Below are 22,942 nucleotides of genomic sequence, written 5' to 3' on the forward strand. Positions count from 1 at the left end.
CCCTGCAACCCCAACCAGCAATGCCGCCCGCGCTGGCGCCACGACCATCATTGCACTAACAATCAAATTGGACCCGTCCGTGGGGGCCGATCAATGTCATCGCGCCGCAGACTGCCGGCCGCTATGTGGCCACGCAGATGCCCAATGCGCAGTTCGTCGAGCTCAAGGTTACGGGCCATTGTCCGCATGTGAGCCATCCTGCCGAAGTCATTGAACAGATCAGGTGCTATGCCGGGCTCCCCATCCCCCTCAGCTGACGTCTCCGGGCTTCTTGACGCATGGTATGATGTCCCTTGCGCGCTGGCGGTCACCGATGCCTCCTTCCGCGTCACCCATGCCAACAGGCTGTTCTGCCGCCTTTCCGGAATTGATGAATCTGCAGCAGAGGGCAAGCGCCTCAGCAGCTTCCTGAGCAGGCCAAGCCAGATCTATTTCGAAAGTGTTCTGGCGCCGCTGCTGCACATAGAAGGCGCCTGTTTTGAAGTCGCGCTCAGCCTGCAGGCTGCGTCTTCGTCCACGCCTGTTCTGGTCAACATGACGGTCCGGACCAGGGTCTCGCCGCGGCTCTACGATGTTGCCGTTTTTCCGGCGCCGGAGCGGCGCTCCTTTGAAGAGCAACTGCTCAGCCTCAAGAGCGATGCCGAGCGGCGCGCCGCCTGGCTTGCCCAGCTTGAGGCTCTATCAGGCATCGGGGCATGGACCTACGAGCTCCGGACGGGACGGATGCTCTGGTCCGGCCGGACCTACGAGCTTTACGGAATCAGCAGCGGCACGGAAATCGATCTTGAAACGGCTCTGCGGCCGTTTGCGCCCGCCGTCCGCAGGATGATCAAGGATATGCTGGCGCAGCCGGATCTGCCGAGCCTGGCGCCCGTGTCCCATGAAGTGGAGTTCAGCCATCCGTCAGGTCTGGTCCGCCGTTTCAAGATTGCAGGCCATGGCAGCGTCAACCAGCTCGGCGAGCCGGTGATTCAGGGTGTTCTGCAGGACATCACGGACGCCTATAACAGTCAGCTTGACCTGTGGCGCGCAGCCCATTTCGACCAGATCACCAGCCTGGGCAACCGCTATCTTTTCAATGCAGAACTGTCTGGCTGGACGGAGCCCAAGGGGGAGGCGGCTGAGTTCTTTCTGCTGATCATTGATCTTGATGGCTTCAAGGCCGTCAATGACACCTATGGCCACCGCGCCGGGGACGATGTTCTCAAGGAAGTGAGCCGCCGCATCAGCCTGTGTGCCAGCGCAGGCAGCTTTCGTCTTGGCGGCGATGAATTCGCGCTGATTGTTGACGCCAACTCCGGAGTTGATGCGGTGAGAGCGCTGGCCCAGCATCTGCTGACGGATATCGCCCGTCCGATCGATATCGGGAAGGAGGCCGTTTGCGTCAGCGCATCCATCGGCATTGCGCACTATCCGTCCGACGGATGCGAAAGCGATCTGCTTCTGCACGCGGCTGATTGCGCCATGTATGCGGCCAAGAAAAACGGCAAGAATCAGTTCGCCATGTTCCCTCTTGAGGCGGGAGCGGACATCTGACGGTCCGGCCAGGGACTGCAGCAGACATCTGCCCAGCAAAAAACCGGCGGAGTGATCCGCCGGTTTCTGACAATGCAGGGGAGGGGCCAGCCCACCGGGTCTGATGTCAAGCGGCTGCGACAGCGCGCAGGAAGGTCTCGATGCGGTTGCGCAGGTCCTCGGTGCTCTTGGCGGTCTGACCGGAGTTCTGCAGCACGTCTTCCGCTGTCTGTGCGGTGCGGGTTGCTCCGTCGGCGACGTGATGCATGTTTTCCGTGGCCATACGGGTTCCCTGAGCGGCTTCCTGAACGTTGGCGGAGATTTCCCGCGTCGCCTTGCCCTGCTCGTCCACGGCTCCGGCAATGGCGCCGGTGTAGCCATTCACCTCTTCCATGATGTTGGTGATCTCTTCGATCACGGCAACCGTTTCACGTGTCGAGGCCTGGATGGCGGAGATCTGCGAGGAGATTTCTTCCGTTGCCTTGGAGGTCTGGTTGGCCAGTTCCTTCACTTCCGCAGCGACGACAGCAAAGCCCTTGCCGGCCTCACCGGCGCGGGCGGCTTCGATCGTTGCGTTGAGGGCGAGCAGGTTGGTCTGTTCGGCAATCGCCTGGATAAGGCTTACGACCTCGCCGATCTTCTGAGCGGCAGCGTCAAGGCTGGCGACCTTCTGGTTCGACTGGGCGGCGCTGGAGGTTGCTTTGCCGACGATGATGCTGCTCTGGCTGACCTGACGGTTGATCTCGCCGATGGAGGCGGAGAGCTCCTCTGCGGCCGAGGCGACGGTCTGCACATTGGCGGTGGCCTGTTCGGAGGCGGCCGCTGCGCTGCCGGAGGTTTCTTCCGTGCGTGTTGCGATCTGCTTCAGGGCAACAGCTGCCTCATTGAGGCGGCCGGTGTTTTCGGCGACGACACTGAGTGCCTGCTGCGACTCGACCTGGAAATTCTCGATCAGGCGGGCAATCGCCTCCTGGCGCTGATGCTCGCGAAGACGGCCGGCTTCGCTCTGGCTTTCCAGCTGCTGCCGGGTAAGGCCATTGTCGCGGAACACGTTGACGGACCGGATCATGTCTCCGATTTCATCCTCGCGGCCAGTGCCTTCAATCTGTGAGCCGAAGTTGCCGTCAGCGATTTCCAGCATGCGCAGCGACAGGCTGCGCAGCGGGCGGGCGATGGAGCGGGCGACGAGAACGGCGAGCGTCACACAGGCCAGAACCAGCACAGCCATGAGGCCGGCGCTGCTGATGGCTGTGCGCCAGTAGGCCGCGTTGATGTCTTCCAGAAGCACACCGGAGCCCAGCACCCAGTCCCAAGGCTCGAAATAGGAGACATAGCTCACCTTCGGCAGCACCACGTTGTTCGGATCCTTCCAGGAATAGGCGACATAGGCACTGCCCTTCGCCTTCGCCTCCGTCACGAACTCTCGGATGTGCTGCTTGCCATCTCCATCGGTGGAGTTGATCAGATTCTTGCCTTCATTGTCAGGCTTGGCCGGATGCACGAGGCTGGTGCCGGCAGCGTCATAGACGAAGACATAATCCTTGCCGGAATTATAGCGCATGCCGCGCAGGGCGTTGCGGGCGGCAAGCTGTGCGTCGGATTCGCTCATCTCGCCCTTGGCCGCGCGGGCCTGATAGGTGAGAGCCACATTCTGCGCCGCCTCAACAACACTCTTGATTTCCGTACGCTTGAAGGCGTTCAGGTTTTCACCAAGTGCATAGAGCTGGTACGCAAAGGCAGCCGCGAAACACAGACTGAACAATCCGGCGAGGGCATAGAGTTTGCCGCTGACAGTCGTCGGTGTTCCGAATTTCATTTTAAAGTTTCTCAGATACGTAGTCCGACCCATCTGAACTATGCATTCTATCGCTTAATAATACAGAAAACGCTGCGTTAGCTTTATGTATTTCTCTGATTGCATCCGTCTGCGAACGCAAAACTCCGGATGTGTGGTGACTGGTGGTTTTCTGGATAAGTCTGCGGTTTTTTGCGCGCGGTGAGAATTTATCCACAGAGCTGCAGCCGATCCGCCGGTGCGGGATGGCGGTTTTCTGCCTTTTTTGAAAAACAGGTCATTCGCCGGTTCAGGGGTGCTTGACTTCCGTCCGGGGCCGCCGTACATCGGCACCACTTCGCGGCGCCGGAAGGTTGCTGCGGGGGAAACGAAGCGGGTGTAGCTCAGTTGGTTAGAGTGCCGGCCTGTCACGCCGGAGGTCGCGGGTTCGAGCCCCGTCACTCGCGCCATTCCCTTTCAAAGGGTTTGGCAACCGTTTCGTAAAGTGTGCGGGTGTAGCTCAGTTGGTTAGAGTGCCGGCCTGTCACGCCGGAGGTCGCGGGTTCGAGCCCCGTCACTCGCGCCACTTACGGAACTTGATGAAGCCCCCTTTGCGGGGCTTTTTTCATGCCTGGTAAAAACTTTCCACGTTTATGAAATGGCCGTCCGGCGGGCAGGGCGGACAGGGGGGGGGGGCTGCGGCGGTTGGCCGCGGCGCTGGGGGCTGGTCTAGATGGTTGATTGGGGCGTTTCGGGGGGGCTCGCAGGGGCTTTCCCAATGCAGTTTGCGCTCTAGCTTGTCTGCAAGAGGATATGCGTAATGCTCTTCTGCCGTAGCGGAGGGCATGGTTTTCCGGTGATGGCGGCGGCAGCTGGCTCCTGCAGGCGATTGCGCTGTCTGCTTTCGGCTCTTGCTTTGCCCATGCGCGTGAGCTAAGCGTGCGCTCGCATGTTGGTAAGATCGGGGCGTTTGACAGGCTCGAGTCGTACTCCTATGAGTGGGGCGCGTGCCGGAACCACCGGATCTCCTCCCGATCCGGCCCGCCAAGTGCAAGGACGCGAAAGACATGGAAGATCTGTTGCGGGATTATCTCCCGATTGCCGTCTTCATCGGTATTGCGCTGGTCATTGGCCTGGCGCTGCTGGTGTCGCCGTTTTTGCTGGCCTATTCCAAGCCGGACCCTGAAAAACTGTCGGCCTACGAGTGCGGCTTCAACGCCTTTGACGATGCGCGCATGAAGTTTGATGTGCGCTTCTATCTGGTGTCGATCCTGTTCATCATCTTTGATCTGGAAGTGGCTTTCCTCTTCCCTTGGGCCGTTGTGTTCGGGGATCTGGGCTGGCTCGGCTTCTGGTCGATGATGACCTTCCTCGGCGTGCTGACCATCGGCTTTATCTATGAATGGAAGAAGGGGGCTCTGGAATGGGACTGACCACATCTTCGGGCACGCTGGTTGCACCCGCTCCGAAGGGTGTGATCGATCCGGCCACGGGCAAGCCCGCCGGGGCTTCCGATGCCTTCTTCATGCAGGTCAATGACGAACTGGCCGACAAGGGCTTTCTGGTCACCTCGACCGAGAGCCTCATCCAGTGGGCCCGCACCGGCTCGCTGATGTGGATGACCTTCGGTCTGGCCTGCTGCGCCGTGGAAATGATGCAGATGTCGATGCCGCGCTATGATGCGGAGCGCTTCGGCTTTGCGCCGCGCGCCAGCCCGCGCCAGTCAGACGTGATGATCGTCGCCGGCACGCTGACCAACAAGATGGCGCCCGCGCTTCGCAAGGTCTACGACCAGATGCCGGAGCCGCGCTACGTCATCTCCATGGGCTCCTGCGCCAATGGCGGCGGCTATTATCACTATTCCTATTCGGTGGTGCGCGGTTGCGACCGCATCGTGCCGGTTGACATTTATGTCCCGGGCTGCCCGCCGACGGCAGAGGCGCTGCTTTATGGCGTGCTGATGCTGCAGAAGAAGATCCGCCGCACAGGCACGATCGAACGCTAAGGCCGTCCGGGCGCAAGGCCCGGGCAGCACCGTGTAGAATGCAAGGTGCGGGTTGAGGGATCCGCGCCGTCAGGTCCGGAAGGGTCGGGAACAAAACGATGGATGAGACGCTGAAGGAACTCGGCGAGCATATCGGGCTGGCGCTGAAGGACCGGTTGTTGTCGTGGCAGGTTGCCTATGGCGAGCTGACGCTGACCGTTCCGGCCCAGGATATCATCGATGTGGTGCGTTTCCTGCGCGATGATGCGAGCTGCAAGTTCGTCAATCTGACGGACATTTGCGGTGTGGATTATCCCTTCCGCGACAAGCGCTTCGATGTCGTCTACCACTTCCTGTCGCCGGTGCAGAATCAGCGCATCCGCGTGAAGGTGGCGACCGGCGAGGACACGCCGGTTCCGTCACTGACGCCCGTTTTCCCCGGTGCCGAGTGGTTCGAGCGCGAAGCCTACGACATGTATGGCATTCTTTTCTCCGGCCACCCGGATCTGCGCCGTATCCTGACGGACTACGGCTTCGACGGCCACCCGCTGCGCAAGGACTTCCCCGTAACCGGTTACGTGGAAGTGCGCTATGACGACGACAAGAAGCGCGTCGTCTATGAGCCGGTCCGGCTGACACAGGAATTCCGCAACTTCGACTTTCTCTCGCCCTGGGAAGGCACGGACTACGTGCTTCCCGGCGATGAGAAGGCAACGACGAATTAAGGGCGGGCGGCATGGCTGAGGCTCAGGTTCGCAATTTCAACATCAACTTCGGTCCGCAGCATCCGGCGGCGCACGGCGTGCTGCGCCTTGTGCTGGAACTGGACGGCGAAGTGGTGACACGCGTTGATCCGCACATCGGTCTGCTGCACCGCGGCACCGAGAAGCTGATCGAGCAGAAGACCTATCTGCAGGCAGTTCCCTATTTCGACCGCCTCGACTACGTGGCGCCGATGAACCAGGAGCATGCCTTTGCTCTGGCGGTGGAGCGTCTGCTCGGCATCACCGTGCCGATGCGCGGGCAGCTGATCCGTGTGCTCTACTCGGAAATCGGCCGCATCCTGTCGCATCTTCTCAACGTGACGACGCAGGCCATGGACGTTGGCGCACTGACGCCGCCGCTCTGGGGCTTCGAGCCGCGTGAAGAGCTGATGGTGTTCTATGAGCGGGCCTGCGGAGCGCGCATGCACGCTGCCTTCGTCCGGCCGGGCGGCATCCATCAGGATCTGCCGCGCCAGCTGCTGGATGATATCTGGGACTTCTGTGATCCGTTCCTGCAGACGCTGGACGATATCGAGGGCCTTCTCACCGACAACCGCATCTTCAAGCAGCGTAACGTCGATATCGGCGTTGTGAAGCTGGAAGAGGCCTGGGCCTGGGGCTTCTCGGGCGTCATGGTGCGCGGCTCGGGCGCAGCTTGGGATCTGCGCAAGTCGCAGCCCTATGAGTGCTACGGCGACCTCGACTTCGACATCCCGATCGGCAAGAACGGCGACTGCTATGACCGCTATCTCATCCGCATGGAAGAGATGCGCCAGTCGATCCGCATCATGAAGCAGTGCCTTGAACGCCTGACCAAGGAGACCGGTCCGGTCTCGTCCACCGACGGCAAGATCGTGCCGCCGAAGCGGGGCGAGATGAAGCGGTCGATGGAAGCGCTCATCCACCACTTCAAGCTCTATACGGAAGGCTACCACGTGCCGGCCGGCGAAGTTTACGCCGCCGTGGAAGCGCCGAAGGGTGAGTTCGGCGTCTACCTCGTGGCGGATGGCACCAACAAGCCATACCGCTGCAAGATCAAGGCGCCGGGTTACAGCCATCTCCAGGCGATGGATTTCCTCTGCCGCGGGCATCAGCTGGCCGACATTTCCGCAGTGCTTGGCTCGCTCGATATCGTGTTCGGGGAGGTCGACCGCTAGGGAATGGATCTGACAGGAGCCCCGATCTGCGTGGACAAGGCCAGCGGCGCGATCTCGAATGCGACGCCGGTGGAGCACGCGGGACTGGTTCTGACGCGGATGGCAGCCAAGGCGCTGCGGCCGCTGGACGATCTGGGGTTCTCGCATGCGGCGCGGCTGATCCGCTGCCTGCTGCCAAGCCGCCGCAAGGTGGCTGTCAGGTTCACGCAGGACATGACGTTCTGCTTTCCCTATGGCGACGGCTATTGGGGGCTTCTGCTGGATCCTCGCGATACCTACGAGGAAGAGGTGGAGGCGCTGCTGCTGGCGGTGAAGGATTGTGAGTATGCCTTCATCGATTGCGGTGCAAATTACGGATACTGGTCGCTGAAGGTGACCAGCGAGCGGTTTGGCCGGCACAAGGCGGCCGCAATCGAGCTGGATCCTGCCAGTTTCGCGCTGCTTGAGGCGAATGTGGCGGCGAACGGCGGCAGGGTCACCTGCCTCAACCGGGCGGTGGCCGGACGGGATGACGATGTGCTCCGTTTCTACGGGGCCAAGCATGAGGCGCGATCCGTTGTGCCTCAGGCCGGCGTGGAGCCGAAGGGCGAGGTTCTTTCGGTCACGCTGGACCGCCTCGTGGACGATGGACACATTCCGCAGGAGGGGCCGCTGGTCCTGAAGCTGGATGTGGAGGGCATCGAGATCGAAGCGCTGCGCGGTGGTGTGGCGCTTCTGATGCGCGATGTGCTCGTGATCTACGAGGAGCATGGCAGCGACCGCAGCCATGCCGTTTCGCGCTACTTGCGCGAGGATTGCGGAATGCGGTTGTTCGGCCATGCCGGACACGACTTTTTTGAACTCGGCCCGCTCGGTGAGCTGGACCGTATCAAGACCAACCGGCGCAGAGGTTACGACTTCTTCGCCACACGCAGCCGCTTCTGGCTCGACCGTCTCGAATCCCTCGCAAGAGGGTGGGGGCAGGGCAGGACCGGAGTGGCAGCGGCCCACAGGGCACGGAACGGGGAAAAGGACCATGGCGGTTCGCAGACTTGCCGCTGAACAACCTGAAAGCTTTGCTTTCACGGCGGAAAATCTCGCTTGGGCGAAGAAGGTGATCGACCGTTACCCGGCTGGCCGTCAGGCCTCGGCCGTGATCCCGCTTTTGTGGCGCGCACAGGAACAGAACGAAGGCTGGGTGAGTGAGCCGGCAATCCGCTACATCGCGGAAATGCTGGGCATGCCGCACATCCGCGTGCTGGAGGTGGCGACGTTCTACACCATGTTCCAGCTGCAGCCGGTGGGCAAGAAGGCGCATATCCAGGTGTGCGGCACCACGCCCTGCCAGCTGCGCGGCGCGGAAGACCTGATCCGCGTGTGCAAGTCGAAGATCGCCGCTCATGCGCATGAACTTTCGGCTGACGGCAATTTCTCCTGGGAAGAGGTCGAATGCCTTGGTGCCTGCGTGAACGCGCCCATGGTCCAGATCTTCAAGGACACCTACGAGGACCTGACGCCGGAGAGCCTTGAAAAGCTCATCGACGACATTTCCGCCGGCCGCGAAGTGACACCCGGTCCGCAGATCAACCGCCGTTTCGGAGCTCCGGAAGGCGGCCCGACGTCGCTGACGGACATTGCCGACGACACGCAGGGCGTTCTTCCCGTGCCGCATGTGGTGGATGGCGCAGAGAAGGCTTCGCACGCCTTCGCCGGTCCGTCGATCAACGGTGGTGGCAAGGATTTCAACGGCGTACCGGATTCGGCTGAAGTGTCAGTTGCGCGTGTGAGGGCCGAAGTGGCCGCCCGCAAGGCTGCTGAAGCCGCAGCCAAGAACGAGGGGTGAGAGAGGCAAGATGCTGAAGGATCAGGATCGGATCTTCACCAATATCTACGGCTTGCACGACTGGGGCCTTGAGGGCGCCCGCAAGCGTGGCCATTGGGACAACACCAAGGGGCTGATCGAAAAGGGCCGCGACTGGATCATCGAGGAGATGAAGAGTTCGGGGCTGCGCGGGCGCGGAGGCGCTGGCTTTCCGACCGGTCTCAAGTGGTCCTTTATGCCCAAGGCCAGCGACGGCCGCCCGTCCTATCTGGTGGTCAATGCGGACGAATCCGAGCCGGGCACCTGCAAGGACCGCGAGATCCTGCGCCACGACCCGCACACGCTGGTCGAGGGCTGCCTGATCGCCGGTTTCGCCATGGGCGCCATTGCCGCCTACATCTATGTGCGCGGCGAGTTCATCCGTGAGCGCGAGCGCCTGCAGGCTGCCATCGACCAGGCCTATGACGCCGGGCTGATCGGCAAGAATAACAAGAACGGCTACGACTTCGACATCTACGTCCATCACGGCGCAGGTGCCTATATCTGCGGTGAAGAGACTGCGCTGCTCGAAAGCCTAGAGGGCAAGAAGGGCCAGCCGCGCCTGAAACCGCCGTTCCCGGCGAACGTCGGCCTCTATGGTTGCCCGACCACGGTGAACAACGTGGAATCGATCGCCGTTTCCCCGACGATCCTGCGCCGGGGCGCCTCCTGGTTCTCCGGTCTCGGCAAGCCGAACAATGCAGGCACGAAGCTGTTCTGCGTGTCCGGCCACGTCAACCGTCCCTGCACGGTCGAGGAGGAGCTGGGCATTCCGTTCAGCGAACTCATCGAGAAGCACTGCGGCGGCATTCGCGGTGGCTGGGACAATCTGCTGGCGGTGATCCCGGGCGGCTCGTCCGTTCCCTGCCTCACCGGCGAGCAGATCAAGGACACGGCGATGGACTTCGACACACTGCGCGGCCTCGGCTCCGGCCTCGGCACGGCGGCGGTGATCGTCATGGACAAGTCCACCGACATCATCAAGGCGATTGCGCGCCTGAGCTATTTCTACAAGCACGAGAGCTGCGGCCAGTGCACGCCGTGCCGTGAAGGCACCGGCTGGATGTGGCGCGTCATGGAGCGCATGGTCAAGGGCCAGTCCTCGCGCGAGGAAATCGACATGCTGTTCAACGTCACCAAGCAGGTGGAAGGTCACACGATCTGCGCCCTTGGCGATGCGGCAGCCTGGCCGATCCAGGGCCTGATCAAGAACTTCCGGCCTGTGATCGAGGCCCGCATTGACGACTACGTGGCCAAGACCAGGGCTCCCAAGGCCTTGGCCGCGGCAGAGTAACCGGGAACGGAATTCGGAGACAGGCGATGACAAAGCTGATCATCGACGGCAAGGAAGTTGACGTTCCGGCAGATTACACGCTGCTGCAGGCCTGCGAGGAAGCAGGCGCGGAAGTGCCGCGTTTCTGCTACCACGACCGGCTTTCGATTGCCGGCAACTGCCGCATGTGCCTTGTGGAAGTGAAGGGCGGGCCCCCGAAGCCGACCGCCTCCTGCGCCATGGGCGTGCGGGACCTCAGGCCCGGCCCGAACGGCGAACCGCCGGTGGTGCTGACCAAGAGCCCGATGGTCAAGAAGGCCCGCGAAGGGGTGATGGAGTTCCTGCTCATCAACCACCCGCTGGACTGCCCGATCTGTGACCAGGGCGGCGAGTGCGACCTTCAGGACCAGGCCATGGCCTATGGTGTGGACAGTTCGCGCTTTGCCGAAAACAAGCGTGCTGTCGAGAACAAGCATCTCGGCCCGCTGGTCAAGACCATCATGACCCGCTGCATCCACTGCACGCGCTGCGTCCGTTTCACCACGGAAGTCTGCGGCGTTGCCGACATGGGCCTGATCGGCCGCGGCGAGGATGCGGAGATCACCACCTATCTGGAAGCCGCGCTGTCCTCCGAAATGCAGGGCAACGTGGCCGACCTCTGCCCGGTGGGTGCGCTGACGCACAAGCCTTACGAATTCAATGCCCGTCCCTGGGAACTGGTGAAGACGGAAAGCGTCGACGTCATGGACGCGCTCGGCTCTGCCATCCGCGTCGACACCCGTGGCCGCGAAGTGATGCGCATCATGCCGCGCCTCAATGAAGAGGTGAACGAGGAGTGGATCTCGGACAAGTCCCGCTACATCTGGGACGGGCTGAAGACCCAGCGCCTCGACCGGCCCTACGCCCGCAAGGATGGCAAGCTGGTTCCGGTGAGCTGGGGCGAAGCCTTCCAGATCATCGCGGACAAGGTGAAGGCCACCACCTCTGACAAGATTGGCGCGCTCGCCGGCCAGCTGTCCAGCGTGGAAGAGATGTTTGCGCTGAAGAGCCTGATGGACAGCCTCGGTGTGAAGAACATCGACAGCCGTTTCCCCGGCTCGCCGCTGCATCCCAAGCATGGCCGCGCCAGCTATCTGTTCAACGCCACGGTTGCCGGGATCGACGAGGCCGATGCCATCGTTCTGATCGGCACTAACCCGCGCCTCGAAGCTCCGGTGCTCAACGCCCGTCTGCGCAAGCGCTGGGTCAAGGGCAAGGTCGAGATTTCCGTGATCGGCCAGAACGCCGATCTCACCTATCCGGCCACCTACAAGGGCGCTGGCCCCGACACGCTGGCTTCGCTCATCGACGATGCGTCTTTCCTCGCCGGTGCGAAGAAGCCGCTCATCATCGTGGGTCAGGGCGCGATCAACCGTCCGGACGGGGCTGCGGTCCTGTCGCTGGCGGCCAAGCTCGCCCAGTCGCGCGGCGCGGTCCGGGAAGACTGGAACGGCTTCAGCGTCCTGCACACGGAAGCAGCCCAGGTTGGCGCGCTCGACATCGGCTTCGTGCCGGGTGAGGGCGGACTGTCCACCGGCCAGATCCTGGCTGAAAACAGCCTCGACGTGCTGTTCCTGCTGGGCGTCGACGAGATCGAGATCCCGGCCGGTGCCTTTGTGGTCTATCAGGGCACACATGGGGACAAGGGCGCGCACCGCGCCGACGTCATCCTGCCGGGGGCTGCCTATACCGAGAAGTCCGGCCTTTACGTGAACCTTGAAGGCCGCGTCCAGCTGGGCGACCGTGCCGGCTTCCCCCCGGGTGAAGCGCGTGAAGACTGGGCCATCCTGCGTGCCCTGTCTGCGGTTCTCGGCAAGGCTCTGCCGTTCGACAGCCTGGCGCAGCTGCGCGCCAAGCTCTTCGAGGCGTTCCCGCACATGGCGGCCATCGGCACCATCGCAGCCGGCAATCCGGCTGACGTGGAGGCTCTGGCCGGTCTTGGCGGCAAGACCAACTCCGTCGCCTTCACCAACGTGATCAGCGACTTCTATCTGACGAACCCGATCGCCCGCGCGTCGAAGGTCATGGCGGAATGTTCCGCACTGGCCAAGTCGCGCCTGGCGGCGGCAGCGGAATAAGGGGCAGGGGACAACGATGTCGGAGTTTATGACGACCTACGGCTGGCCGTTCCTCTGGATGGCGTTCCAGAGCGTGCTGCTGATGGTGGTGCTCCTCGTGATCATCGCCTACATCCTCTATGCCGACCGCAAGATCTGGGCTGCCGTGCAGATCCGCCGGGGCCCGAACGTGGTTGGCCCCTGGGGGCTGCTGCAGTCCTTTGCCGACCTTCTGAAGTTCGTGCTGAAGGAGCCGGTCATTCCGGCGGGCTCCAACAAGGGCCTGTTCCTGCTGGCGCCGCTCCTCACCGTGCTTCTGGCGCTCAGCGCCTGGGCCGTGGTACCGGTGGCCGATGGCTGGGTGATTGCCGACATCAACGTGGGCATTCTCTATATCTTCGCCATCTCCTCGCTCGGCGTCTACGGCATCATCATCGGCGGCTGGGCCTCCAACTCGAAGTATCCCTTCCTGTCGGCCCTGCGCTCTGCCGCGCAGATGGTGTCCTATGAAGTCTCCATCGGCCTCGTCATCGTCACCGTCCTGCTCTGCGCCGGTTCGCTGAACCTGACGGAGATCGTCAATTCCCAGAAGACGGGTCTGGCGACGGCCGTTGGTCTGCCCTGGCTGTCGATCCTGAACTGGTACTGGCTGCCGCTGCTGCCGATGTTCGTGGTGTTCTTCATTTCGGCCCTGGCCGAGACGAACCGCCCGCCCTTCGATCTGGCGGAAGCAGAGTCGGAACTCGTGGCCGGTTTCATGGTGGAATATGGCTCCACCCCGTACATGATGTTCATGCTCGGCGAGTATGTGTCGATTGCGCTGATGTGCGCGATGATGACCATCCTGTTCATGGGCGGCTGGCTGCCGCCGGTGGATGCGGCTCCCTTCACCTGGGTGCCGGGCTTCGTCTGGTTCCTGCTGAAGTCGCTGCTTGTCTTCTTCATGTTCGCCATGGTGAAGGCAATGGTCCCGCGCTACCGCTACGACCAGCTGATGCGTCTGGGCTGGAAGGTCTTCCTGCCGCTGTCGCTGATCATGGTTGTGGCTGTCGCCGGCGTTCTGCAGGTGATGGGCTGGGCCCCGTAAGGCCATGGATATTTCCGTCGCCGGGTTGATTGGCGCAGCCATCGGGTTGTACATCGGCTGGCTCGACTACGGCATCCTGAACGGGCTGCTGTCGGCGGTGGTCGAAAAGAACAAGCGCAAGGGCGGCGGATGGGCCGTACGGTTCGAGCCAGTCCTGCGCAAACTGGTTTTCATTCTTCCGGTCACCCTCTTTCCGGTGATCGGGTATCTGGCCGCGTTTCAGCTCGTGGGCTGAGCGGCAGGAAGGCAAAGAGGCTCTGGCGATGGGACTTGATCAGGCCATAAAGTCGCTGTTCTTGAAGGAGTTCGTATCGGCGTTCTTTCTCGCGATGCGCTATTTCTTCAAGCCGAAGCCGACTGTGAACTACCCCTTCGAGAAGGGGCCAGTGAGCCCGCGTTTCCGTGGCGAGCATGCCCTGCGGCGCTATCCCAACGGGGAAGAGCGCTGCATCGCCTGCAAGCTGTGCGAAGCCATCTGCCCGGCGCAGGCAATCACAATCGAAGCCGGCCCGCGCCGCAACGATGGCACACGCCGCACCACCCGTTATGACATTGACATGGTCAAGTGCATCTACTGCGGCTTCTGCCAGGAGGCCTGCCCGGTGGATGCCATCGTCGAGGGCCCGAACTTCGAGTTCGCCACCGAGACGCGCGAAGAGCTCTACTACTCCAAGGAAAAGCTGCTCGCGAACGGCGACCGGTGGGAGCGGGAGATTGCCCGCAACATCGCAATGGATGCGCCCTACCGCTGAGGCGGCAGGCACAAGAAACAAGACCCCTGACCGCCGTATCAGACGGGCAGGGGATGCGCGGAACCAGCCGGCCGGCGGGGGACGCAAGAATGAGCCAAAGGCAAGAGCCCGAGACAGGCAGGTCCTGACATGATCCTGAAAGCCCTCTTCTTCTATCTGTTTGCCGGAGTGACCGTGGCATCTGCCTTTATGGTCATCTCGTCGCGCAATCCGGTGCACTCGGTGCTGTTCCTCATTCTGGCCTTCGTCAATTCGGCTGGTCTGTTCATCCTTCTGGGGGCCGAGTATCTCGCCATGCTGCTGATCGTCGTCTATGTCGGCGCGGTGGCGGTGCTCTTCCTCTTCGTGGTGATGATGCTGGACGTCGATTTCGTCGAGCTGCGGCAGGGCTTCCTGCAGTACATGCCGGTCGGCGCGCTGGTCGGGCTCATCCTGCTGGTCGAGCTGCTGATGGGCGTTGGCGCCTGGGTGATCGCGCCGGACCTGCTGGGCCATGGCTCACAGCCGATCCCGCCGCTTGATCAGGTGTCCAACATCGAGGCCATCGGCCAGGTACTCTACACCAAGTACATCTTCTTCTTCCAGGTTGCCGGGCTTGTGCTGCTGGTGGCGATGATCGGGGCCATCGTCCTGACACTCCGCCACCGTGAGGGCATCAAGCGCCAGAGCGTTCCGGCGCAGGTTGCGCGCAACAAGGCGTCGGCCATCGAGATCCGCAAGGTCGAGCCGGGCAAGGGTATTTGACGCGGGAAACCGCAGTTTTAAACCCGGGCAGGGGCATCTGATGCTCTTCTGCCCGGATCGGGGTAAACGAGGGAGCACTGCGAGGCGCCCATGGAAATCGGTCTGTCGCACTATCTGTCGGTCGCGGCCATCCTGTTCACGATCGGGATCTTCGGGATCTTTCTGAACAGGAAAAACGTGATTGTCATCCTGATGTCGGTGGAGCTGCTGCTCCTCGCCGTCAACATCAACTTTGTCGCCTTCTCCACACACCTGGGCGATCTCATGGGCCAGATTTTCACCATGCTGGTTCTGACCGTGGCAGCCGCTGAGGCTGCCATCGGCCTCGCCATTCTGGTCGTGTTCCACCGCAACCGCGGCTCCATTGCCGTGGAAGACATCAATGCGATGAAGGGGTAACGGACGGATGTTGTATTCAGCGATCGTCTTCCTGCCCCTGATTGGCTTCCTGATTGCCGGTCTCTTCGGGCGTGTGATCGGGCATACGGCCAGCGAGTACATCACCAGCGGTCTGGTGATCGTCTCGGCCGTGCTGTCCTGGATTGCCTTCTTCACCATCGGCTACGGCGAAACGGCGCTTGTCGAGGTCGAGGTCCTGCGCTGGATCTCTTCCGGCGCGCTCAATGTCGCCTGGTCGCTGCGCATCGACACGCTCACCGTGGTGATGCTGGTGGTGGTGAACACGGTGTCGGCTCTCGTGCATGTCTATTCCATTGGCTACATGCACCACGACCCGCACCGCTCGCGCTTCTTTGCCTATCTGTCGCTCTTCACCTTCGCCATGCTGTCGCTGGTGACGTCGAACAACCTGCTGCAGATGTTCTTCGGCTGGGAAGGCGTGGGCGTGGCCTCGTACCTGCTCATCGGTTTCTGGTACAAGAAGCCTTCGGCCAATGCGGCGGCCATGAAGGCCTTCGTCGTCAACCGCGTTGGTGACTTCGGCTTTGCCCTCGGCATCTTCGGCGTCTTCATGATGTTCGGCACCATCAACCTGCCGGAGATCTTCGCCAACGCTCAGGCCGTCGTTGGTGGCCACGGGGCAGAGGGCGCTGACCACGGCGCGGCCGTGCTTAACTTCCTCGGCCATCCGCTCGATGCCCATACGGCGATGACGGTTGTCTGCCTGCTGCTGTTCATGGGGGCCATGGGCAAGTCGGCGCAGTTCCTGCTGCATACCTGGCTGCCGGACGCGATGGAAGGCCCGACCCCGGTGTCGGCCCTCATTCACGCCGCCACGATGGTGACCGCGGGTGTCTTCATGGTCGCCCGCCTGTCGCCCCTGTTCGAGCTGTCCCATACGGCGCTGACGGTTGTCACTTTCTTCGGTGCCACGACTGCCTTCTTCGCGGCAACGGTCGGCCTCGTGCAGAACGACATCAAGCGCGTGATCGCCTATTCGACCTGCTCGCAGCTCGGCTACATGTTTGTGGCGCTCGGCGTCGGTGCCTATTCGATCGCCGTGTTCCATCTGTTCACGCATGCCTTCTTCAAGGCGCTGCTGTTCCTCTGTGCCGGTTCGGTCATCCATGCGGTGTCGGACGAGCAGGACATGCGCAAGATGGGCGGCCTGCGCAAGCACATCCCGTTCACCTACTGGACCATGTTCATCGGCACGCTCGCCCTCACGGGGGTCGGCATTCCGCTCACGCACATTGGTCTGGCCGGCTTCCTGTCCAAGGATCTGGTGATCGAAGCTGCTTATGCCGCTTCGTCGGGTGAGCATGCCAATGCCTTCGCGCTCTACGGCTTCTGGATGACGGTGGTGGCCGCTGGCCTGACCTCTTTCTACTCCTGGCGCCTGACCTTCATGACTTTCCACGGCAAGCCGCGGGCTCCGGTGGATGTGATGAAGCACGTGCATGAATCCCCGATGGTGATGCTGGCTCCGCTCTTCATCCTGTCCATCGGTGCTGTTCTGGCCGGTATGGTGTTCTACAGCCAGTTTGCCGGCGAGGGCTACGATGCCTTCTGGAAGGGTGCGCTGTTCACCGGCGCCGAGAACCACATCCTGCATGCCATTCATGAGGTGCCGAAGTGGGTCAAGGTCTCGCCCTTCGTCATGATGGTGCTTGGCCTCGCGACCGCCTGGTACTTCTACATCCGCTCGCCCGAGACGCCCAAGCGCCTGGCTGCCGAGCATGAGGGCCTCTACAAGTTCCTGCTGAACAAGTGGTACTTCGACGAGCTCTACAACATCATCTTCGTGCGTCCGGCCATGTGGACCGGCCGCCAGCTCTGGAAGAAGGGTGATGGCAAGGTCATCGATGGCTACGGTCCCGATGGTGTTGCCGCCCGTGTCCAGAATGTCACGTCCTGGGTCGTGCGCCTGCAGACCGGATATCTCTACCACTATGCTTTTGCGATGCTGATCGGTGTGGCGGCGCTCGTCACCTGGTCGATGTTCACCGGCGTTTTGACCGGCGGGGGAGCGCACTGATGATCGATTGGCCGATCCTGACACTGACCACATTCCTGCCGCTGGCAGGTGTGCTGGCCATTCTCCTGGTGCCGGGAGATGATGACGGAGCAAAGCGCAACATCCGCATGGTTGCGCTGGTCACCACCATTTTCACCTTCATCCTGTCGCTGTTCATCTGGGGCGCCTTCGACTACGCCAACCCGGGCTTCCAGTTTGTCGAAAGCAAGGAATGGCTCGGCGGCAACATCGGCTACCGGATGGGCGTCGATGGCATTTCGATGCTCTTCGTCATCCTGACGACGTTCCTCATGCCCTTCTGCATCCTTGCTTCATGGGAGAGTGTGCAGAAGCGCGTGAAGGAGTACATGATCGCGTTCCTCATTCTGGAAACGATGATGATCGGCGTGTTCTGCGCGCTGGATCTGGTGCTCTTCTACGTCTTCTTCGAGGCGAGCCTGCTGCCGATGTTCCTCATCATCGGCGTGTGGGGCGGCAAGCGCCGCGTCTATGCCAGCTACAAGTTCTTCCTCTACACGCTGCTCGGCTCCGTGCTGATGCTGGTGGCCATCATGTCCATGTACTGGACGGCCGGCACCACAGACATCGCAGCCCTGATGCGCCATCCCTTCGCGGAGAATGCACAGACATGGCTATGGCTCGCCTTCTTCGCCAGTTTCGCTGTGAAGATGCCGATGTGGCCTGTGCATACCTGGCTGCCGGACGCCCACGTGGAAGCGCCGACCGCCGGTTCCGTGATCCTGGCCGGCGTGCTGCTGAAGATGGGCGGCTACGGCTTCCTGCGCTTCTCGCTGCCGATGTTCCCGCTGGCGAGCGAAATGTTTGCCCCGCTGGTGTTCACCCTGTCTGTCGTCGCCATCATCTACACTTCGCTGGTGGCGCTGGCTCAGGAAGACATCAAGAAGCTGATTGCCTATTCGTCCGTTGCACACATGGGTTATGTCACCATGGGCGTGTTCGCGATGAACATGCAGGGCGTGCAGGGTGCCATCTTCCAGATGCTGTCACATGGTATCGTCTCCGGCGCGCTCTTCCTCTGCGTCGGCGTGATCTATGACCGGATGCACACCCGCGAGATTTCGGCCTATGGCGGCCTTGTCAACCGGATGCCGGTCTATGCGGTGATCTTCCTGATCCTGACCATGGCCAATGTCGGCCTGCCGGGCACCAGCGGTTTCGTCGGTGAAATCCTGACGCTGATGGGTGCCTTCGAGGCCAACACCTGGGTTGCCTTCTTCGCAGCCACCGGCGTGATCCTCTCGGCGGCTTATGCGCTCTACCTCTACCGCCGCGTTGTCTTCGGCGCGCTGGACAAGGAGAGCCTGAAGTCGATCCTCGATCTCGACCTCCGCGAGAAGGTGCTTCTGGTGCCGCTCGTCGTTCTGATCATCTTCTTCGGCTTCTATCCGTCGCCGGTTCTGGATGTGACGGCGGCGTCGGTGGAAGCCCTGATCACCAATTACAATGCAGCCATCGAGGCGGCTGGCCCGGCGCAGCAGGCACATGTTCCCGCTGCCGCCCATGCCAGCCACTGATCCCGACTGGACGAAAGACGCGCGCAATGTCTGAAACCACTCAATTGCCCGACCTTCTGCCCGTACTGCCGGAGATCTTCCTCTCTGCGGGTGGCCTCGTGCTGCTGATGATTGGCGCCTTTGGCGGCAAGAAAATCAGCTTCCTCGTCAATGGCATGGCCATGGGCCTCGTCGCGGCGGCAGCGCTCTTCGTGCTGCCCTACGGCGCCCAGCTCGGGACGACCTTCCACGGCGCCTTCATTCTGGACGGTTTTGCCTTCTACATGAAGCAGCTGGTGCTGATCGGCTCGTTCTTCGCCATCGCCATGTCCTGGGCCTATGCCAAGAGCCAGTCCTTCGACCGGTTCGAGTATCCGGTGCTGATCCTCCTGGCCAGCGTCGGCATGATGCTGATGCTCTCGGCCAATGACATGATCGCCCTTTACCTTGGCCTCGAGCTGCAGAGCCTGTCGCTCTACGTGGTGGCTGCGATCAACCGGGACTCCGTGCGCTCCACGGAAGCCGGCCTCAAGTACTTCGTGCTGGGTGCCCTGTCCTCGGGCATGCTGCTCTACGGTATCTCGCTGGTCTATGGCTTCACCGGCCATGTCGGCTTCCCGGAAATTGCAGCGGTGCTGACGAAGGAGGGTGCGTCCATCGGTCTCGTCTTCGGCCTCGTCTTCATGCTTGCTGGCCTTGCCTTCAAGATTTCGGCCGTGCCGTTCCACATGTGGACGCCGGACGTCTATGAAGGCGCGCCGACGCCGGTCACCGCCTTCTTTGCGGCCGCTCCCAAGGTTGCGGCCATGGGCCTTCTGGTGCGCGTCGTCATCGACGTGTTCCAGCCGGTTGCCCATGACTGGCAGCAGATCGTGGTCTTCGTCTCCATCGCCTCCATGGTGCTGGGTGCCTTTGCCGCCATCGGCCAGACCAACATCAAGCGCCTGATGGCCTATTCCTCCATCGGCCACATGGGCTATGCGCTCGCCGGCCTTGCCTCCGGCACAGAACAGGGTGTGATGGGCGTCATCGTCTACATGACCGCCTATCTGGTCATGACCCTCGGCGCCTTCGCCTGCATCCTCTCCATGCGCCGCAAGTCGGGCATGGTGGAAGAGATCAGCGAGTTGTCCGGCCTGTGGAAGTCCAATCTGCCGATGGCGATCCTGCTCGCCTGCATCATGTGGTCGCTGGCCGGTCTGCCGCCCTTCATCGGGTTCTTTGCCAAGTGGTACGTGTTCTCGGCCGCTGTCGAGGCTGGGCTCTATCCGCTGGCGATCATCGGTGTCGTCGCTTCGGTGGTGGGGGCCTACTACTACCTGCGCGTCATCAAGGTGATGTTCTTTGATGAGCCGGCCGAGAAGTTCGAGCCGATGCCGGTGGAACTGCGGGTCGTGCTGGGCCTGTCCAGCATCGGTGTGCTGTTCTTCTTTGCCGGTGTGTCGAGCTTCATTCCGATCGCCACGGCGGCGGCCAAGAGCCTGTTCTGAGCCTTATGAGCGGGACATTGCAAGAATTTGGCCCGGTGCCTTGCGCACCGGGCTTCCGTTTTGAAAGGCACTCAGCGCTGGAGTCCACCAACACCCGCGCCATGGAACTGGGCCGGGCAGGGGAGGTGGGCGGCCTGTGGGTGCTGGCGGATGTGCAGACCGGCGGACGTGGACGGCGCGGCCGGGCCTGGGTGTCGCCGAAGGGCAACCTCTTCGCCTCGGTGCTGCTGATCGATCCGGGCCCGCGCGACCGGCTGGGCGAACTGCCCATGGTGGCCGCCGTTGCGCTGGCCGAGGCGGTGGACCGGGCGGTCGGCTCTATCGGCCTTGCACGGCTGAAGTGGCCGAATGACCTTCTGGTGGATGGCGGCAAACTGTCCGGCATCCTTCTGGAAGCTCAGCCGCTCAGCGGTGGCCGCACCGGGGTCGTCTGCGGCTTCGGTGTCAATGTGGCGGCTCATCCGCAGATCGAGGCCTATGCCACGACGGATCTGACCGTGCTTGGCTTCCGCGTTTCGGCGCAAGTGATGTTCGAGAGGCTGGCGGAACAGTTCGCTCTCTGGCTCGGCCACTGGCAGCGCGATGGTTTTGATCCGGTGCGGGATGCCTGGATGAAACGGGCGCTGCGGCTGGGCGAGAAGATTGCCGTGCGCATGGGGGAAGAGCTGATAGAAGGCCGCTTTGCCGAAATCGATACGCGCGGCCAGATGGTTCTCGTGCTTGGCAACGGCAGCAAAAAAACAATTTCGGCCGGAGATGTTTTCTTCGGAAACATTGGTTGACCGCACCGCAGAGACGGGCGGACATGAATATGCAAGGAGCACACCGTATGGCGGATGCCAACGAAATCGTCTTCCTGCCGCTTGGCGGCGTTGGCGAAATCGGAATGAACCTGGGCCTCTATGGCTATGGCCCGGACGGCGACCGTACGTGGCTGATCGTGGATTGCGGCGTCACTTTTGCAGGCCCCGACCTGCCGGGCATCGATCTGGTACTGCCGGACATCCGCTTTCTGGAAAGCGAACGCAACCGCATTGCCGGCATGGTGATCACCCACGCGCATGAAGATCACTACGGCGGTATCATGCACCTGTGGCCGCATCTGCGGGTGCCGGTCTATGCCACCGCCTTCACCGCCGGTCTGCTGGAGGCAAAGATCGGGAGCGAGCCGGGCGCCGAAGAGATTCCGGTGACGCTTGTGAAACAGGGCGACCGGCTGAAGATCGGTGCCTTCGACGTCGAATTCGTCGCCATGTCCCACTCCATCCCCGAGCCCTGCGCCCTGGCGCTGCGCTTTCCGGAAGGCATGGTGGTGCATACGGGCGACTGGAAGATCGACCGCACGCCCGGCGTCGGCCTGCCGATCGACCTTGACCGCCTGGCCGAGCTTGGCCGGGAGGGGGTGACCGCCCTCATCTGCGACAGCACCAACGCCTACCGGGAAGGCTTCAGCCCCTCCGAAGGCGATGTGGCCGGTGAGCTGACGAAGATCATGAAGCGGGCGAAGCATCGCGTCGCCGTGACCACCTTTTCGTCCAACGTCGCCCGCATTCGCGCCATTGCCGAAGCCGCCGCTGCTTCGGACCGCAACCTCGTCGTCGTCGGCCGCTCCATGCGCCGGGTGATCGAGGTGGCCAGCGAGCTGGGCTATCTCGATGATCTGCCGCCGTTCCTTGATGAGGACAGCTACGGCTTCCTGCCGCGCGAGAAGACGGTGCTGCTTTGCACCGGCTCGCAGGGCGAAGTCCGCGCCGCCCTTGCCCGTATCGCTGCGGGCGAGCACCGCAACATTGCCCTGTCGAAGGGCGATGTGGTGATCTTCTCGGCCCGCACCATTCCGGGCAACGAGAAGGAAGTGGGCGCCATCGTCAACAATCTGGCCAAGTCTGGCGTCGAGATCGTCACTGACAGGGACGGGCTTGTGCATGTCTCCGGCCATCCCCGTCAGGGGGAACTGGCCGAACTCTACAAGCTGCTTCAGCCAAAGGTGGTGGTTCCCGTCCACGGCGAACCGTTCCATCTTGCAGCTCACGGCGAGTTCGCCCGCTCACAGAAGATCAAGTCGGTGGTGGTGGCTGGCAACGGCGATATCATCCGCCTGGCGCCGGGCCGTGCCGAAGTCATTGATGAAGCGCCATTCGGCATCACGGTGGTGGATGGCAGGATCATGGGGGATCCGGAGGAGACCGGCGTGAAGGAGCGGCGCAAGCTGTCCTTCGCAGGGGCTCTTGTGGTGTCTCTGGTGATCAACAAGACCGGCGATCTTCTGGATGATCCGGCCGTTGCGCTCTTCGGCATTCCGGAAGTGGATGGCGAAGGCGGCGAGATGGAGGAGATCGTTATCAAGGCCGTGCACGGTGCCTTCGGCAGCATTCCAAAGGCCCGCCGCAAGGACCCTGATCTGGTGAGCGAGGCGGTGCGCCGTTCCGTGCGCTCCAGAGTCAACGACGTCTGGGGCAAGAAGACGCTCTGCAAGGTGCTCGTCTCCCGGGTATGATGATCCGGTACGGCCCCT

At 62.2% G+C, this 22,942-nt stretch carries 20 protein-coding genes and 2 tRNA genes; 21 read left to right on the forward strand and 1 reads right to left on the reverse strand.

The window, feature by feature from the left end; genetic code table 11:
• Positions 1-228 precede the first annotated feature (228 nt).
• Positions 229-1,536, forward strand: coding sequence for a sensor domain-containing diguanylate cyclase (locus ASC48_RS08325; RefSeq protein WP_055455321.1), 1,308 nt, complete (start codon positions 229-231; stop codon positions 1,534-1,536).
• A gap of 106 nt (positions 1,537-1,642) precedes the next feature.
• Here ASC48_RS08325 and ASC48_RS08330 read toward each other — a convergent pair whose 3' ends face one another.
• The gene (locus ASC48_RS08330; RefSeq protein ID WP_055455322.1) at positions 1,643-3,331 is read right to left on the reverse strand and encodes a methyl-accepting chemotaxis protein; all 1,689 of its coding nucleotides are present in this window, start codon (positions 3,329-3,331) and stop codon (positions 1,643-1,645) included.
• 351 nt (positions 3,332-3,682) lie between these two features.
• Here ASC48_RS08330 and ASC48_RS08335 point away from each other — a divergent pair.
• The 20 genes from ASC48_RS08335 to ASC48_RS08430 all read left to right on the forward strand — a co-directional run bounded on the left by ASC48_RS08335 (position 3,683) and on the right by ASC48_RS08430 (position 22,924).
• Positions 3,683-3,759 (forward strand) — tRNA-Asp (locus tag ASC48_RS08335).
• 39 nt (positions 3,760-3,798) lie between these two features.
• Positions 3,799-3,875 (forward strand) — tRNA-Asp (locus ASC48_RS08340).
• 481 nt (positions 3,876-4,356) lie between these two features.
• The gene (locus ASC48_RS08345) at positions 4,357-4,722 is read left to right on the forward strand and encodes an NADH-quinone oxidoreductase subunit A (RefSeq protein ID WP_026355734.1); all 366 of its coding nucleotides are present in this window, start codon (positions 4,357-4,359) and stop codon (positions 4,720-4,722) included.
• A complete protein-coding gene (locus tag ASC48_RS08350) occupies positions 4,713-5,294 on the forward strand; it encodes a NuoB/complex I 20 kDa subunit family protein (protein ID WP_050473199.1) in 582 nt (193 codons plus the stop codon). Before ASC48_RS08345 ends, ASC48_RS08350 begins: the two co-directional genes overlap by 10 nt.
• A 98-nt stretch (positions 5,295-5,392) precedes the next feature.
• A complete protein-coding gene (locus ASC48_RS08355; RefSeq protein WP_055455323.1) occupies positions 5,393-5,998 on the forward strand; it encodes an NADH-quinone oxidoreductase subunit C in 606 nt (201 codons plus the stop codon).
• An 11-nt stretch (positions 5,999-6,009) separates the two neighbouring features.
• Positions 6,010-7,194, forward strand: a complete 1,185-nt coding sequence (locus ASC48_RS08360; protein ID WP_055455324.1) for an NADH-quinone oxidoreductase subunit D — start codon at positions 6,010-6,012, stop codon at positions 7,192-7,194.
• A 3-nt stretch (positions 7,195-7,197) separates the two neighbouring features.
• Positions 7,198-8,235, forward strand: coding sequence for an FkbM family methyltransferase (locus ASC48_RS08365; protein WP_208975618.1), 1,038 nt, complete (start codon positions 7,198-7,200; stop codon positions 8,233-8,235).
• Positions 8,210-9,016, forward strand: a complete 807-nt coding sequence (gene nuoE / locus ASC48_RS08370; RefSeq protein WP_055455325.1) for an NADH-quinone oxidoreductase subunit NuoE — start codon at positions 8,210-8,212, stop codon at positions 9,014-9,016. The genes ASC48_RS08365 and nuoE overlap by 26 nt, the downstream gene beginning before the upstream one ends.
• 10 nt (positions 9,017-9,026) lie before the next feature.
• A complete protein-coding gene (gene nuoF, locus ASC48_RS08375; protein WP_055455326.1) occupies positions 9,027-10,328 on the forward strand; it encodes an NADH-quinone oxidoreductase subunit NuoF in 1,302 nt (433 codons plus the stop codon).
• Positions 10,329-10,354: 26 nt separating this feature from the next.
• On the forward strand, positions 10,355-12,424 hold the full coding sequence (gene nuoG, locus ASC48_RS08380) for an NADH-quinone oxidoreductase subunit NuoG (protein ID WP_055455327.1): 2,070 nt from the start codon (positions 10,355-10,357) through the stop codon (positions 12,422-12,424).
• A 16-nt stretch (positions 12,425-12,440) separates the two neighbouring features.
• Positions 12,441-13,490, forward strand: coding sequence for an NADH-quinone oxidoreductase subunit NuoH (gene nuoH / locus ASC48_RS08385; protein ID WP_055455328.1), 1,050 nt, complete (start codon positions 12,441-12,443; stop codon positions 13,488-13,490).
• Between the two features lie 4 nt (positions 13,491-13,494).
• Positions 13,495-13,725, forward strand: a complete 231-nt coding sequence (locus tag ASC48_RS08390; protein WP_055455329.1) for a hypothetical protein — start codon at positions 13,495-13,497, stop codon at positions 13,723-13,725.
• Positions 13,726-13,753: 28 nt separating this feature from the next.
• Positions 13,754-14,242 carry an NADH-quinone oxidoreductase subunit NuoI gene (nuoI, locus tag ASC48_RS08395; protein WP_019964670.1) on the forward strand — a complete coding sequence of 163 codons (489 nt, stop codon included), beginning with the start codon at positions 13,754-13,756 and terminating at the stop codon, positions 14,240-14,242.
• 129 nt (positions 14,243-14,371) lie between these two features.
• The gene (locus ASC48_RS08400; protein WP_055455330.1) at positions 14,372-14,986 is read left to right on the forward strand and encodes an NADH-quinone oxidoreductase subunit J; all 615 of its coding nucleotides are present in this window, start codon (positions 14,372-14,374) and stop codon (positions 14,984-14,986) included.
• Between the two features lie 90 nt (positions 14,987-15,076).
• Positions 15,077-15,385, forward strand: coding sequence for an NADH-quinone oxidoreductase subunit NuoK (gene nuoK / locus ASC48_RS08405; RefSeq protein ID WP_019964668.1), 309 nt, complete (start codon positions 15,077-15,079; stop codon positions 15,383-15,385).
• Between the two features lie 10 nt (positions 15,386-15,395).
• Positions 15,396-17,423, forward strand: coding sequence for an NADH-quinone oxidoreductase subunit L (gene nuoL / locus ASC48_RS08410; RefSeq protein WP_055455499.1), 2,028 nt, complete (start codon positions 15,396-15,398; stop codon positions 17,421-17,423).
• Positions 17,423-18,958 carry an NADH-quinone oxidoreductase subunit M gene (locus ASC48_RS08415; protein ID WP_055455331.1) on the forward strand — a complete coding sequence of 512 codons (1,536 nt, stop codon included), beginning with the start codon at positions 17,423-17,425 and terminating at the stop codon, positions 18,956-18,958. The genes nuoL and ASC48_RS08415 overlap by 1 nt, the downstream gene beginning before the upstream one ends.
• 26 nt (positions 18,959-18,984) lie before the next feature.
• Positions 18,985-20,427 carry an NADH-quinone oxidoreductase subunit NuoN gene (nuoN, locus tag ASC48_RS08420; protein WP_055455332.1) on the forward strand — a complete coding sequence of 481 codons (1,443 nt, stop codon included), beginning with the start codon at positions 18,985-18,987 and terminating at the stop codon, positions 20,425-20,427.
• Between the two features lie 17 nt (positions 20,428-20,444).
• Complete coding sequence (locus tag ASC48_RS08425) at positions 20,445-21,209, forward strand: biotin--[acetyl-CoA-carboxylase] ligase (protein ID WP_082440045.1); 765 nt, start codon at positions 20,445-20,447, stop codon at positions 21,207-21,209.
• Between the two features lie 47 nt (positions 21,210-21,256).
• On the forward strand, positions 21,257-22,924 hold the full coding sequence (locus ASC48_RS08430) for a ribonuclease J (protein ID WP_055455334.1): 1,668 nt from the start codon (positions 21,257-21,259) through the stop codon (positions 22,922-22,924).
• Positions 22,925-22,942 lie beyond the last annotated feature (18 nt).

The organism is Pannonibacter indicus, assembly GCF_001418225.1.
Lineage (GTDB): Bacteria > Pseudomonadota > Alphaproteobacteria > Rhizobiales > Stappiaceae > Pannonibacter > Pannonibacter indicus.